This is a genomic window from Pseudomonas putida (assembly GCF_002025705.1).
Classification (GTDB): Bacteria; Pseudomonadota; Gammaproteobacteria; order Pseudomonadales; family Pseudomonadaceae; genus Aquipseudomonas; species Aquipseudomonas putida_J.
In genome coordinates this window covers 2,509,373-2,522,866 of record NZ_CP018846.1, presented here as the reverse complement: position 1 = coordinate 2,522,866, position 13,494 = coordinate 2,509,373, and the positions used below count along the sequence as shown (strand labels likewise).

The 13,494-nt window shown below is 63.2% G+C and carries 11 protein-coding genes; 4 read left to right on the top strand and 7 right to left on the bottom strand.

The window, feature by feature from the left end:
- Nucleotides 1-31 precede the first annotated feature (31 nt).
- Nucleotides 32-598, bottom strand: coding sequence for a manganese efflux pump MntP (mntP, locus tag BUQ73_RS11375; protein WP_079228018.1), 567 nt, complete (start codon nucleotides 596-598; stop codon nucleotides 32-34).
- A gap of 301 nt (nucleotides 599-899) precedes the next feature.
- On the opposite strand from mntP, the gene BUQ73_RS11370 reads away from it, so the two are divergent.
- Together BUQ73_RS11370 and BUQ73_RS11365 are read left to right on the top strand one after the other, a co-directional pair.
- The gene (locus tag BUQ73_RS11370; RefSeq protein ID WP_079228017.1) at nucleotides 900-1,790 is read left to right on the top strand and encodes a universal stress protein; all 891 of its coding nucleotides are present in this window, start codon (nucleotides 900-902) and stop codon (nucleotides 1,788-1,790) included.
- Nucleotides 1,791-2,032: 242 nt separating this feature from the next.
- A complete protein-coding gene (locus tag BUQ73_RS11365; protein WP_079228016.1) occupies nucleotides 2,033-4,168 on the top strand; it encodes a TonB-dependent siderophore receptor in 2,136 nt (711 codons plus the stop codon).
- A gap of 30 nt (nucleotides 4,169-4,198) precedes the next feature.
- On the opposite strand, the gene BUQ73_RS11360 is transcribed toward BUQ73_RS11365, so the two are convergent.
- From BUQ73_RS11360 to ptrR, 4 genes are all read right to left on the bottom strand, one after another.
- Nucleotides 4,199-4,720, bottom strand: a complete 522-nt coding sequence (locus tag BUQ73_RS11360; RefSeq protein ID WP_079228015.1) for an acyloxyacyl hydrolase — start codon at nucleotides 4,718-4,720, stop codon at nucleotides 4,199-4,201.
- Between the two features lie 212 nt (nucleotides 4,721-4,932).
- Nucleotides 4,933-5,679 carry a phytanoyl-CoA dioxygenase family protein gene (locus BUQ73_RS11355; protein ID WP_079228014.1) on the bottom strand — a complete coding sequence of 249 codons (747 nt, stop codon included), beginning with the start codon at nucleotides 5,677-5,679 and terminating at the stop codon, nucleotides 4,933-4,935.
- A 55-nt stretch (nucleotides 5,680-5,734) separates the two neighbouring features.
- Nucleotides 5,735-6,187, bottom strand: coding sequence for a hypothetical protein (locus BUQ73_RS11350; RefSeq protein WP_079228013.1), 453 nt, complete (start codon nucleotides 6,185-6,187; stop codon nucleotides 5,735-5,737).
- Between the two features lie 60 nt (nucleotides 6,188-6,247).
- Complete coding sequence (gene ptrR / locus BUQ73_RS11345) at nucleotides 6,248-7,114, bottom strand: putrescine utilization regulator PtrR (protein ID WP_192858720.1); 867 nt, start codon at nucleotides 7,112-7,114, stop codon at nucleotides 6,248-6,250.
- Nucleotides 7,115-7,221: 107 nt separating this feature from the next.
- Between ptrR and BUQ73_RS11340 the strand changes: the two genes are divergently transcribed.
- Entirely contained in the window at nucleotides 7,222-8,607 is a 1,386-nt protein-coding gene (locus BUQ73_RS11340) for an aldehyde dehydrogenase family protein (RefSeq protein WP_079228011.1), read from the top strand.
- Between the two features lie 121 nt (nucleotides 8,608-8,728).
- On the opposite strand, the gene BUQ73_RS11335 is transcribed toward BUQ73_RS11340, so the two are convergent.
- Both BUQ73_RS11335 and BUQ73_RS11330 read right to left on the bottom strand, forming a co-directional pair.
- Nucleotides 8,729-10,642 carry an AAA family ATPase gene (locus BUQ73_RS11335; protein ID WP_079228010.1) on the bottom strand — a complete coding sequence of 638 codons (1,914 nt, stop codon included), beginning with the start codon at nucleotides 10,640-10,642 and terminating at the stop codon, nucleotides 8,729-8,731.
- Nucleotides 10,643-11,051: 409 nt separating this feature from the next.
- Nucleotides 11,052-11,951, bottom strand: coding sequence for a helix-turn-helix domain-containing protein (locus BUQ73_RS11330; RefSeq protein WP_079228009.1), 900 nt, complete (start codon nucleotides 11,949-11,951; stop codon nucleotides 11,052-11,054).
- Between the two features lie 182 nt (nucleotides 11,952-12,133).
- Here BUQ73_RS11330 and BUQ73_RS11325 point away from each other — a divergent pair, with 182 nt between their 5' ends.
- Nucleotides 12,134-13,492 (top strand): glutamine synthetase family protein, encoded by a 1,359-nt coding sequence (locus BUQ73_RS11325; RefSeq protein ID WP_079228008.1) that lies wholly within the window; start codon nucleotides 12,134-12,136, stop codon nucleotides 13,490-13,492.
- Nucleotides 13,493-13,494 lie beyond the last annotated feature (2 nt).

Below are 13,494 nucleotides of genomic sequence, written 5' to 3'. Positions count from 1 at the left end.
CGGGGCTGCATCATACCCGACAACCCGCGTATTACACCGCTGTAAGGTGCTCGTAGAGAATGGTTGCGCCGACCAGCATCAGCACGATGCCACCAACGATCTCGGCGCGCTTGCCCACCACCGAACCCAGCGCACGCCCGAGCATGGTGCCAATGGTCACCATGGTCATGGTCGCCAGGCCGATCGCCGCGGCCGCCACCCAGATGTTCACGTCGACGAAGGCCAGACCGACGCCCACTGCCAGGGCATCGATACTGGTGGCAACGGCTGTCACCGCAAGGATCCAGAACGAGTGCTGGCTCTGTTTTTCCTCTACTTCGTCATCCGGCTTCAGGCCGGCGTGCACCATGTGCGCGCCGAGCAGCAGCAACAGGGTAAAGGCGATCCAGTGGTCCCACTGTTCGACATACTGACTGGCCGCCTGGCCAAGCAGCCAGCCGATGACCGGGGTGATGGCTTCGATGACGCCAAAGATCAGGCCGGTGCGCAGGGCCTCGGCCAGGCGTGGCTTGTGCAGGCTGGAACCTTTGCCAATGGCGGCCGCGAAGGCGTCCGTGGACATGGCGAAGGCGAGAAAGACGAGGGAAATGGGATTCAACGATCAGACTCCAGCCGGGCAACGAGTCAACGACAGACGACCTGCAGGCCCGGCTTGGCTGCAGGAAGGTCGTTGGTCTCGCCAATCCGGGTGGATGCGCTGGCCATGGCAGGTTGCCAAATATGTTGACCAGAGCGCCTTCGCAGTGCGCGACGGCAGGCTACTCCCCAATGAGTGGCGCGATGATACCAGTGCTTGGTGAAAAAAGCGTGAAAGGTTTTGCCTGGCGCAACGGGGTCTAGACTGTACAGACCAGATGACATGGCATGAACCGGGGGGCTGCCACACGTGGAGGTGTGCGATGAGCCAGTTCAAGCGTCTGTTGGTCATGCTCGGCCCGCAAATGCGCCATACCCCGGCGCTGCAGCGCGCGGCGGCGCTGGCGGAGTCCAGTGGTGCCCTGCTGGATATCAATGTGTTCGTCGACGATGTCGACACCTTCGGCCTGATGAGCGACGGCCGCGAGCGTGAGCGACTGCTCGGCGACAATCGCCAGTGGCTGGCCGACGAAGCCGAGCAGCTGGGCAACGCCGGGCTCGATGTGTCCACCGAACTGCTGCTGACCCGCGACCCTCTGGGCAGTGTGCTCGAGCGTATCGAACGGCTGGGCTGCGACCTGCTGGTCAAGGACGTGCAGCACGAACCGGTACTCAAGCGCCTTCTGGTCACGCCGCTGGACTGGCAATTGCTCAAGGAAAGCCCGGTGGCCGTGCACCTGGTCAGCGACATTCGCCTGCCGCTGCCCCGGCAGATTGCGGCGGCGGTCGACCTCAACTGCCACGGTGCGGGCGAACACCTGGACGACCAGGTGATTTACAGCGCCCATGCCCTGGCCCTGCAATGCAACGCCGAACTGCACCTGCTGCATGTGTGCGATGCGGCCAAGACCCATATCGCCGACTTCGGTGCAGGCACCGTGACCATGCCGGGGTTCGATGGCAGCGTGCGTACGGCGCAGCGGGCGGCGTTCAACCGGTTGGGCGACCATCACCAGATACCACTGGAGCGGCGGCATTTTGTCGAAGGTGCGGCGATCCGGGCGATTGCCCAGTTCGTCAGCCACAGCCGGGTCGATGTGATCGTCATGGGCAGCCATCGGCATGATGCGATGCAGACGTTCCTGGGTGGCACCACGGCCCATGTGCTGGAGCATCCGTTGTGCAACGTACTGGCGATCAGGGCTGCTCACTGAGCACTGCACTGCCTGAACCGGCCTTTTCGCGGGCAAGCCCGCTCCCACAGGTATACCAGCAGCCTGAAGCCTGCCGGTGCCTGTGGGAGCGGGCTTGCCCGCGAAAAGGCCAGGCCAGCAAACCAAATGGTATCTGGTACACCAGTGCCACTTAAAATTAATGCATTTGATAATGATTCGTAGTATTTTCTCGGCGCTTCCCACACTCCCCTCCAGCGCCCTACTCCAGGATCGTACCGTCGATGCGTCGCACGTTCGTTTCGCTTTGTGTGCTTCAAGCTCTCTCCCCGCTGGCCTTTGCCGAGCCTGAGCCGCTCGGCGACAGCGCCCAGATCGAACTCCAGGCCCTGAACATCACCAGCAGCGCCGACAGCGAGCGTGCCGATGGCCCGGTAGACGGCTACAAGGCCAGCCGCTCGGCCAGCGCCACACGCACCGACACGGCCCTGCACGAGACCCCGCAGTCGATCAGCGTGGTGCCCAAGGATGTGCTTGAAGACACCGGTGCCACCCGCCTGCAGGATGGCCTGGACTATGCCGGTGGCGTTGGCCGCGCCAACAACTTCGGTGGCCAGGGCCTGACCACCTTCACCGTGCGCGGCTTCACCACCGGCGAGTTCTACCGCAACGGCTTCCCGATCAACCGCGGCTACCCCAACGCTCCCGATGCCAACACCGTCGAACGCCTGGAAGTGATCCGCGGCCCGGCCACCAGCCTGTATGGCCGCGGCGACCCCGGCGGCACCTTCAACGTGGTCAGCAAGCAGCCGCTGGCCGAGCCCAAGGTCACCCTGGGCAGCCAGTTCGATGACCAGGGCATGCACCGGGCCACCCTGGATGCCAGCGGGCCGTTGAACGCCGATGGCTCGCTGGCCTATCGCCTGAATGTGCTAGGCGAAGGCGGCGACAGTTTCCGTGACGATGTCGAAAGCGAGCGCTATGACGTCGCGCCGGTGATCAGCTGGCAGGTCAACGATGCCACCAAGGTCATCTTCGAAGGCGACTTCATGCGCAACAACCACCCACTGGACCGCGGCCTGACCCGCCTGCCCGGCCAGCTCGGCAGCGCCTCGCGCGACACCAACATCTGGGAAAAAGGCAGCGACAACCTGCTGCACAACGACAACAACATGGCCCAGCTGCGCTTCGAGCACCTGCTCAACGACAACTGGGCCTTGGGTGGCGGCATGCAATGGCTGGACGGCTCGCTCAAGGGCAACGCCGTGGAAGCCAACGGCCTGCAGGCCGACGGCCGCACGCTGGGGCGCAACTTCAACTACCGCAAGCTGGAGTGGACCGACCGCGACTACCAGCTCAACCTTACCGGCCACTTTGACACCGGCGGCTTCAGCCACACGCTGCTGACCGGCATCGAGTACGAAGATTACGACTACAACTCGATCATCCAGCGTTCGGCTGCAGGGACCGGCGCCTACCCGATCGACATCTTCGACCCGGTGCTGGGCCAGCCGCGCCCTGCCCTGACCCGCACCACCACCCATGACAAGGAAAACCTCAAGACCTGGGCAGCGTTCATCCAGGATCAGGTGGCCCTGACCGAGCGCCTGAAAGCCCTTGCCGGGGTACGTTTCGAGCGTTTCGAGCATGACTACGACAACAAGCTCAACAATGCCGGTGACTTCAACAAGGGCGAGAACGGCGTCACGCCCCGCTTCGGCCTGATCTACGACCTGACCGATACCGTCGCCGTGTACGCCAACACCGCGCGCTCGTTCAAGCCCAACAGCGGCGCCAGCCTGCAAGGCACCGGCTTCGACCCGGAAAAAGGCAAGTCTTACGAGCTGGGCGTGAAGTGGGAGGCACTCGACCGCCAGCTCAGCGTCGACGCCGCGATCTACCACATCGTCAAGGAAAACGTGCTGACCCGCGACCCGAACGACCCGAGTGGCACCTACAGCGTCGCTGCCGGCGAAGTACGCAGCCGCGGCCTGGACATCAACGTCGCGGGCAACCTGACGCCGGAATGGCGGATGATCGGTGGCTATGCATACGTCGACGCCGAGGTGACCAAGGACAACAGCATCCCCACTGGTACCCGCCTGGCGAACATCCCGCGCAACAGCTTCAGCCTGCTCAATACCTATGAGTTCCAGGACGGGCTGGCCAAGGGGCTGGGGCTGGGGGTTGGCGTGAAATACGTGGACGACCGCGCCGGGCAGACGGCAGCGACGACCTACACCATGGAGCGCTACAGCGTGGTCGACCTGCTGAGCTTCTACAAGGTCAACGAGCACGTGCGGTTGAACCTGGATGTGAAGAACGTATTCAACAAGGGGTATGACGAGGGGGCGTTCAACACCTACGTGTACCCTGGGGCGCCGCGCACGGTGCAGGCTGGGGTTGCCTACACCTTCTAGAATGCTGGGGCCGCATTGCGGCCCCCGGCATCAGAACCCCTTGCTGTAGAACAGCGAGTACGATTCGATCCCGTCGTTCGGCTGCTTGATGCCGGCATTGGAGTAGTGAATCGCACGGACACCCACTTTCTGCTCGCCCGGCAGCTTCAGGCCGAAGCCGATGCGGTCTTCGAAGTTGACCGACGAACCGAGGCGCTGATCGCCCACGTCGGTCTTGGAGAAGGCCGCCAGGCCAATACCGGCTTCGATGTAGGGGGTGTAGGTGAAACCACTGAACTCATAGGTGAACACCGGGCTGAACGACAGCGAGTGAGCGCCGCTGGCATCGCCACCTTCCCAGTAGGTGTAGGCTGCGTCCCAATAGCCGGTTACATAACCGATGTCACTCTGCAGCCACTTCTTGTCCCAGTCGAACGACATACCGAGACGGTAGGTCATGTCGCCCTGGCCGGTGGCCCCCACGGCACCGGAAACCTGCGCGGCCTGGGCCAGGCTGGTGCCGGCGACGGCCAATAGGGCGACAACCAGCGTGCTGGCAAGACGGTTTTTCATCAATGACTTCTCCTGATGGTCAACGCGGGCAAGTCGTTGCCCACTGGCAACGTTTGCTGGCAAATGGGGGCTTGGGCCCCTCGATTTTTGCGGTGAGCGGTGCATCCAACCGGTCACACGGAGTAATACTTTTCTGATTATTGTCCAGATAATCAGAAAGTTGAAAGTGAATTGCCAGCATTGCTTGAATTTACCTACGCTAACGAACCGCCTCAGTCGTATTCGGCCTCCTCATGCTCCCCCAGCAAGCGCCGTTGCCGCGGTGTCGCTTGCGCCAGCACCTGCGGGTTGAATTGCCAGCGCAGGTAGGGGGAAAACTTCTGCGCCACCATGCGCCGGCCGTAGTGCACCTGCAGCATGTCGCGCTCGCGCCCATGGCTGCAGTTGGCGCCACCGCTGTGCCAGAGATCGCTGCGAAACAGCAGCGCGTCGCCCGCCTGGCACAGCACTGGCCGCGCTTCACGACCCTGCCAATGGCACTCGCCAGGCTGCGGTGGGCGCGCAGCGCGATGGCTGCCGGGCACTACCCAAGTAGGACCGATGTCGAGGTCGATATCGCTCAGGTACACCTGTGCAGTCAGAATTTGCATGGCCTGACAAAAATCGCCACGTGCAACCAGCCATTCCGGCAACACCATGGGTAGATGATCCAGGTGCAGGCCCATGCCTGGGTAGCCAGGGTGGCTGCGCCAGGCGGTCTGGCCAATCACGTGGCAATCTGCGCCTAGCGCAGCTTCGGCGAGGTCGATCAACGGCGGCAGGTCGAGAAATGGCAACCACAGCGGGTCGCGATTGAAGACGCACTTGTAGTGTTCCAACAGGCCTTGATAATCCCAGTGCAGCGGCTGCAGGTCGTTGATGGCGCAGCGCAGCAACGCTACGCGCAAACCATCGAGCACACCGCGCAGCACCAGGTAGCCCTGCTCATGCAGCGTTTGCAGTTGTGGGTCGAGGCTCATGCCGACAGGCTCCTGCTCAGGCGAAGTGCAACTGCACTCCGCCTGTTGACGCCGATCAGTGCCAGTTCAGGCTTGCAGTGGCAGGCGTCTTGCCATTGACCGTGACCATTTGCTGGACCGTAGTACCCTGCCCCTGGCCTACGACCTTGTACTGGCCCGGCGGCAGCTGGACATACACCAGCGGGCCGGCATCCTGAAGACTCAACACCGACTTGCCTTGTGCATTCTGGATATCGACTGCGGCGCCGCTTTCGAACTGGCCGTGGGCTCCGGTCGACAGTTCGACGTGCAGGTCGTAGCCCTTGGTGTGGCGCATGGCATTGGCCTCATCCTGGCCGATACCGCCCTCCAGGTAGCGCACGCCATTCTGCTCCTGCGGTTGCAGTTGCACGGCTTGCATGTCGATGGGGGCGTTGTGGTCGTCCACTTCCGCAGCGGCAGCCAGGGTCCAGGGCAGCGCCAGTGTGATCAGCAGCGTGGCGCCCAAAGCATAGTGATGGTTACGCATGGTCAGCTCCTCCTCAAGGAGATGGCTTACCTAATGTTTGACCCCAACCAATGCCGTTGTTCACGCCGTTCGCCGTTCTTCGAGCAGTTTCACGAACATGCTCAGGCTGCGCGAAACCGTGCCGCGACGCCACACCAGCCAGGTCTTGAGGTAGCGGAACTGCTCCTGCATCGGCCAGGCGCAGACCGTGCTGCAGCCGGGCATGTTGTCGAGCATGCTGCGCGGCAGCATGGCCAGCCCGGCGCCAGCGCTGACACAGGCGAGCATGCCGTGGTACGACTCCATTTCGTGGATCTTGCCTGGCACTGCCTGGTCCTGGACGAACCAGTTCTCGAAGTGGTGGCGATACGAGCAGTTGGCACGGAAGGCGTAGATGCTCGCGCCGTTGACGTCCTGGGCACGGGTGACCGGGGCATGGTTGAGCGGCGAGATGATCACCATCTCCTCCTCGAACACCGGCATGCCTTCAAGCGTGGGGTGCAACACCGGGCCGTCGACGAATGCCGCCACCAGGCGCCCCGACAGCACGCCTTCGAGCATGGTCCCGGAAGGCCCGGTGGACAGGTCGAGGTCGACTTTCGGGTAGCGCTGGTTGTAGGCGGCCAGCAGCGCCGGGATACGCACCGCCGCCGTGCTCTCCAGCGAACCCAGGGCGAAGGTGCCCTGCGGGTCCTCGCCAGCCACGGTCAGCCGCGCCTCGTGCACCAGGTCGAGGATGCGCCGGGTGTACTCAAGGAAGTTCCAGCCGGCCGGCGACAGGCGCAGGCGGCTTTTTTCGCGGATGAACAGTTCGACGCCAAGGTCTTCCTCCAGCTGCTTGATGCGCGTGGTCAGGTTCGACGGCACCCGATGGATATGCTGGGCGGCGGCGCTGATGCTGCCCTGCTCGGCCACGGCCTTGAAGATCTCCAGTTGCACCAGGTCCACAGTCATTCTCCAAACGTGAATGTTTCGCTCATTATTATTCAGTTTTCATTAAAGCCATAGCCCACTAGTCTGGCGTCACTGATTAACAACAACGAGAGTCTCCAGCCATGAGTGCGATCAGCAGCCTGACCCACGCCATCTCCGTCGACCCCTTCAGCGGCGAGCAGATTGGCGCCTACCCCTTCGACACCGACGCCGCACTGGAAGCGGCGCTGCAACGTGCCAAGGCTGGCTACGGCCAGTGGCGCCAAGTGTCCCTGGGTCAGCGCAGCGAGTACCTGCTCGCCTTGGCCAGCACCCTCGAAACCAAGGCCGAAGCCTTCGCGCAGATGATCAGCCGCGAAATCGGCAAGCCGATCGCCCAAGCCCGTGGTGAAGTCGGCAAGTGCGTCGGCCTGTGCCGCTGGTATGCCGAGCACGGCCCGGCCATGCTGGCCGCAGAGCCAACCCAGGTCGACAAAGCCCGCATCGAGTACCGCCCGCTGGGCCCGATCCTCGCCGTGATGCCATGGAACTTCCCGGTCTGGCAGGTACTGCGTGGCGCGGTGCCGGCAATCCTGGCGGGCAACACCTATGTGCTCAAGCACGCGCCGAACGTGATGGGCAGCGCCTACCTGCTGGGTGAACTGTTCAAGGATGCCGGCCTGCCTGAAGGCGTGTTCGAGGTGCTGAACGTCACCCCGGACGGTGTCACCCGCGCCATCAATGACGTGCGCATCGCAGCCGTGACCCTGACCGGCAGCGTGCGCGCCGGCATGGCCATCGGTGCCCAGGCAGGTGCCGCGCTGAAGAAGTGCGTGCTGGAACTGGGGGGGTCCGACCCGTTCATCGTGCTGGCCGATGCCGACCTGGATGCGGCTGTGCAGGCCGCCGTCATTGGCCGTTACCAGAACACTGGCCAGGTCTGCGCCGCCGCCAAGCGCCTGATCATCGAAGAAGGCATTGTCGAGGCGTTCACCAGCAAGTTCGTCGAAGCCACCCGCAAGCTGAAGCTCGGCAACCCGCTGGAAGATGACACCTACATCGGCCCGATGGCCCGTTACGACCTGCGCGACGAACTGGATGGCCAAGTGCAGGCCACCCTGGCCGAAGGTGCCACCCTGCTGCTGGGCGGCAACAAGGTCGAAGGCTTGGGCAACTTCTATGCACCGACCGTGTTCGCCAACGTCACGCCGGACATGACTGCCTTCAAGCAGGAACTGTTCGGGCCGGTGGCGGCGATCATCACTGCCCGTGATGCCGACCATGCGGTGGAGTTGGCCAACGACAGCGAGTTCGGCCTGGCATCGACCATCTACACGGCGGACTATGCGCTGGCCGAGCGCATGACAGCAGCGCTGGATACCGGTGGCGTGTTCATCAACGGTTACTGCGCTTCGGACCCCCGCGTGGCGTTTGGTGGCGTGAAGAAGAGCGGCTTCGGGCGCGAGCTGTCGCACTTTGGTGTGCGTGAGTTCACCAATGCCCAGACTGTCTGGCTGGACCGTAACTGATTTAAAAGCCTGGGGCCGCTGTGCGGCCCTTTCGCGACACAAGGCCGCTCCTACAGAGCAATGCGTGATCCTGTAGGAGCGGCCTTGTGTCGCGAAAGGGCTGCACAGCAGCCCCGGGCGCTCAATCCCGGACCTGGTCCTTGACCCAATCCAGCATCCCCCCCGGCACGATCAGTTCATGCCGCGCCCGCGAACAGGCGGTATACAGCCCCGCCAGCATCCGCGCCCGCTCGTTGCGGTTGCCTGCCGTGGTAGGCGCCACCATCAGCTCCGGCGACACCATCACCCGGGCAAACTCCATGTTCTTCACATCCCGCACCCGCCCAAGGAACAGCTTCGGCGCCTTGTCCCAGCGGTAACGGCTCTTGGCCTTGGCAAAATGCTCGGGGGTGTAGCCTTTGCGCAGCATGCCGGCCACGGCGACAAAAGCCTTGTCGTCGCCCTTGTCCTGCTCCAGTGCCTGCCAGCTGGGGTAACGGAACAGCATCGGATGGCGTGCCCGGGTACCGTAGCGGTACAGCTCGATGCAATCCTCGACGAACAGCTCGAAGTCCTTGCGCGCGCCTTGCAGCAGCACGAACGGTACCCCTTGATGAGTCAGGCGCTGGAACCAGCCGAACAGGCCCCATTCGTCATCCACGATCAACGCGGTCGGCTGTTCAGGCACCGTCACCGTGTCGAAGAAGCTCACCCGGGTGTAATGCTCGGCACTTCCACTGAAAGCTGCCTGGACAGCCGCCGGGTGCGCCTGGATCAACGGGTTGAGCACGCCGTCCATGGCAGGGCCGGCGCGCAACGAATGGTCAATGTAGCGCTGGCGGATGAAATTGCCATGGTGCGGGCTGAGGCCGTTGAGGTTCTGCAGCTCGTCGCCCAGGGCTATGACCGATTGCGGGCTGCGGTCGAGTACCGCGAGCATCGGTGCGGACAACTCATGGGCTTCGTCGACGATGACGTGGCTGTAGCGGCTGTCGATCACTTCGGCGGTCAACGACAACAGCTTGACCCGGTGGTAATCACGCACCGGCAGCTGGATTTCGCGCGCCGAAGGGCGGATCAGTTCCTGCCAGTACAGGCGGGCCTTTTCCAGCAACACTTCCTGGTCCAGCGGCGTGGTCCCAGGCCCGGCCCAGGGCAAGTGATGCAACTGCAACTGGCTGTCACCGCTGCGGCAGAAGCTGCGCACGGCCTTGATGCACAGGGCCACCACATCGCGCGCGGCGAGCGGGCCGATGTCGGGGATATTCAGCCAGCGCACCACTTGCGCTTCCTGCGGGCGCCAGGACAGTTTGGTGCGGTACGGGTCGCGTAGCCGCCAGCCGTTGCTGGTGAGGTCGCGGTTGAGGATTTCGTCGGCCAGCTGGCCGAAGGTCAGTGCGGTGTAGGCCTGGGCATCCTTCACCCGCGCCTGCAACGCACGCAGTTGGCCTTCGGTGAGGGCCAGCAACAAGGTGCGCTGGGGGTCGAGCAGGCGCGCGAACTGGTGGATCAGGAACGTCTTGCCAGTGCCGGCGAAACCCTGCACGGCAACCGATTCGTCCACGCCACAAAGGAACTCGCGCAGCAGGCGGTTCTGTTGGTCACTGAGCATCAGGTCGCTGGCCAGCGAGGGCAGGTACACCGGGTGCAGCGGCGTGACACGCTGGCGGTAGGTATCGGCAAACTGGAAATTCCACTGGCCTTCGGCGTCCTGGAACTCGTCGAGCTGGTACTCGGTTTCGGCCGACACCAGGGCGACGCCGTTATCACCCAGCATGCCCAGGCCCATGGCGAATGCTTCGCGGTCGAAATGCTGCGCTACCTGCCCCTGGAAGCGGCCCGCAGCGGCGGCTTCGACATCATTGGCGATGCGCACGATTTCGGCGAACCGGCGCTCCTGCGCGTCCGCCGAGACGCTGGCTGGTTGCCGCGGCAGGTTCTGCACGAACAGCACGGCGGCAGCCTCCAGCAGGCTGGCGGTCGGGAAGAAGTCGGTGGCGGTGGGCGCGCTGGCCAGGCGGTCGGCCTGGTCGCTGGGCAAAGGCAGGAAGAACATCGGGACCTCGGCTGGACACTGCCGGGCACGATAGCAATTTTCCAAGGGGAATGCTGGGTTGTCTGTGCCGGCCTCTTCGCGGGCAAGCCCGCTCCCGCAGATATCACAAGGCTTGAAGACAGCGCAGTACCTGTAGGAGCGGGTTTACCCGCGAAAAGGCCGGTACGGGCAAAAAACCATCTCAGCCTCTGCCCCGCCTGAACGCCTCGCTAGTAAACTTCTTGAACAATTACCGGTAACGGCTTGAAAAATCTATAAATATTATTAAAACAACTAAGGCCTGGCCACGCCGACCACGGTCACCTCCCACAGGGATATCACAAGGCCTGAAGGCAGCGCAGTACCTGTGGGAGCGGCGGTTCGGCGCCCCGACTTGCCCGCGAAGAGGCCGGCACGGACAACGAGAAGGTCAGCTCCTGCCCCGCTTGAGGGTCTCGCTCGGAAATTCCTTGAACAATTGCCGGTAACTCTCTGAAAACCTTCCTAAATGCCAGAACGACCAGCGCATGGCTACTTCGGCCACGGTCACCTCGCCGCCGCGCAGCAGGTCCCGCCGCGCGCCATTGAGCCGACGCAAGCGCAGCCAATGCGCCGGCGGCATTCCGGTAAACGCCTTGAACGCTTGCTGCAGCTGGCGCAGCGACACACCGGCCACCTCGGCCAGCTCCACCAGATTGAGGGTTTCTTCCGGGCAATCTGCCGCCCATTCACTGACCCGTTGCATGATCGCCCGCTCCTCGCCACGCCGCCCCAGCGCCCCGCCTTGCAAACGCTGGCAGGCGTTGTCGAGGATGAACAGGCAGTCTTCTAGCAACTGCTCGGCCAGTGCCTGCCCTTGCAGTGGGCAATCAGCCTGGCCAAGGCGGGTCAAGGTGGCGCTCAGCCAACTGCCGAACAACGCATTCTGCCCGCTGCCCAGCGGCACCATGAACAACCCTTCGAGCCGTTGCGGGTCCAGCCCGTGGCGGGCAAGAAACGCCTGGTCGAACACCACCGCCACCTCCTGGTAGTTCTCCGGCGTGATCCAGATATTGCGGCTCTGCTCGTTGAGCAGGTACAGGCTGTTTTCGCTCTGGTCGAAACAGAACGCCAACGAACCGCTCGGCGCACGGAAGAACTGCTCGACCCGGGTATTCAGGCGCTCTTCGTACACCTCCACGCCATCGAGCCCCAGGCAGCGCAACTGGCCGCTGAAATGCCCTGGCGACATCTGCCGGTATTGCTGCTGCCAACCGGGGGTGGCGCGCACCTGTTCGGTGACATCCGTGGTGTGGAAAGCCTGAACTTGCAAGGCATTGGGCGTTGTCACGCTTTGTCCTATTTGCACTCTTTTGGTGCATTCATTGCCGAAGAAAGTGGATAGATGGCTTTGCGGGCCTGCGCTCAAGATAGTCTCCAGCGTGTCACCTGGGAAGCGTAACCCCCTGAAAACCGTACAACGGCTTTTGCGGGCAACCCGCTCCCACAAAAAAACCCAACCAAGAGGTCTGTATGAACGCCCCCTTCGATCAGCTGTCCACCTGGCTGAAAGAACACCGCATCACTGAAGTCGAATGCGTGATCAGCGACCTGACCGGCATCGCCCGCGGCAAGATCGCACCGACCGCCAAGTTCCTTCACGAGCGCGGCATGCGCCTGCCCGAAAGCGTGCTGCTGCAGACCGTCACCGGCGATTATGTCGATGACGAGATCTACTACAGCTTGCTCGATGCGGCCGATATCGACATGGTCTGCCGCCCCGACCCGACGGCGGTCTACCAGATCCCGTGGGCCATCGAACCTACCGCCATCGTGATCCACGACACCTTCGACAAGCAGGGCAACCCGATCGAGCTGTCGCCGCGCAACGTGCTGAAGAAGGTGCTCAAGCTGTATGCCGACAAAGGCTGGCAGCCGATTGTCGCGCCGGAAATGGAGTTCTACCTGACCCAGCGCTGCGAAGACCCGGACTTGCCCCTGCAAGTGCCACTGGGCCGCTCGGGCCGCGCCGAAAGCGGGCGTCAGTCCTTCTCGATCGACGCCGCCAACGAATTCGACCCCCTGTTCGAAGACGTCTACGACTGGTGTGAACTGCAAGGCCTGGACCTGGACACGCTGATCCACGAAGACGGCCCGGCGCAGATGGAGATCAACTTCCGCCACGGCGACGCGCTGGACCTGGCCGACCAGATCACCGTGTTCAAGCGCACCATGCGTGAAGCCGCGCTCAAACATAACGTCACCGCCACCTTCATGGCCAAGCCGATCACCGACGAACCGGGCAGTGCCATGCACCTGCACCAGAGCGTGGTCGACATTGCCACCGGCAAGCCGGTGTTCGCCAATGACGATGGCAGCATGAGCGAACTGTTCCTGCACCACATCGGTGGCCTGCAGAAGTACATCCCCAAGCTGCTGCCGATGTTCGCGCCGAACGTCAACTCGTTCCGCCGCTTCCTGCCGGACACCTCGGCACCGGTCAACGTCGAGTGGGGCGAGGAAAACCGCACCGCCGGGCTACGCGTACCGACCTCAAGCCCCGATGCCATGCGCGTGGAAAACCGCCTGCCGGGTGCCGATGCCAACCCTTACCTGGCGATCGCCGCCAGCCTGCTGTGCGGTTACCTGGGCATGATCGAGAGGATCGAGCCGAGCGCACCCGTGCAGGGCCGTGCCTATGAGCGGCGCAACCTGCGCTTGCCGATCACCATCGAAGATGCACTGCAGCACATGGAAGATTGCGAAACCGTGCAGCAGTACCTGGGCAAGCAGTTCGTCCAGGGCTACGTGGCGGTCAAGCGCGCCGAGCATGAAAACTTCAAGCGCGTCATCAGTTCCTGGGAGCGCGAGTTCCTGCTGCTGAGCGTGTAATG

Bases quoted from the DNA above. Each gene is read 5' to 3' on its own strand.
- BUQ73_RS11370 (WP_079228017.1), top strand. From the start codon at position 900: ATGAGCCAGTTCAAGCGTCTGTTGGTCATGCTCGGCCCGCAAATGCGC.
- BUQ73_RS11365 (WP_079228016.1), top strand. From the start codon at position 2,033: ATGCGTCGCACGTTCGTTTCGCTTTGTGTGCTTCAAGCTCTCTCCCCG.
- BUQ73_RS11360 (WP_079228015.1), bottom strand. From the start codon at position 4,720: ATGAAAAACCGTCTTGCCAGCACGCTGGTTGTCGCCCTATTGGCCGTC.
- BUQ73_RS11355 (WP_079228014.1), bottom strand. From the start codon at position 5,679: ATGAGCCTCGACCCACAACTGCAAACGCTGCATGAGCAGGGCTACCTG.
- BUQ73_RS11350 (WP_079228013.1), bottom strand. From the start codon at position 6,187: ATGCGTAACCATCACTATGCTTTGGGCGCCACGCTGCTGATCACACTG.
- BUQ73_RS11340 (WP_079228011.1), top strand. From the start codon at position 7,222: ATGAGTGCGATCAGCAGCCTGACCCACGCCATCTCCGTCGACCCCTTC.
- BUQ73_RS11335 (WP_079228010.1), bottom strand. From the start codon at position 10,642: ATGTTCTTCCTGCCTTTGCCCAGCGACCAGGCCGACCGCCTGGCCAGC.
- BUQ73_RS11325 (WP_079228008.1), top strand. From the start codon at position 12,134: ATGAACGCCCCCTTCGATCAGCTGTCCACCTGGCTGAAAGAACACCGC.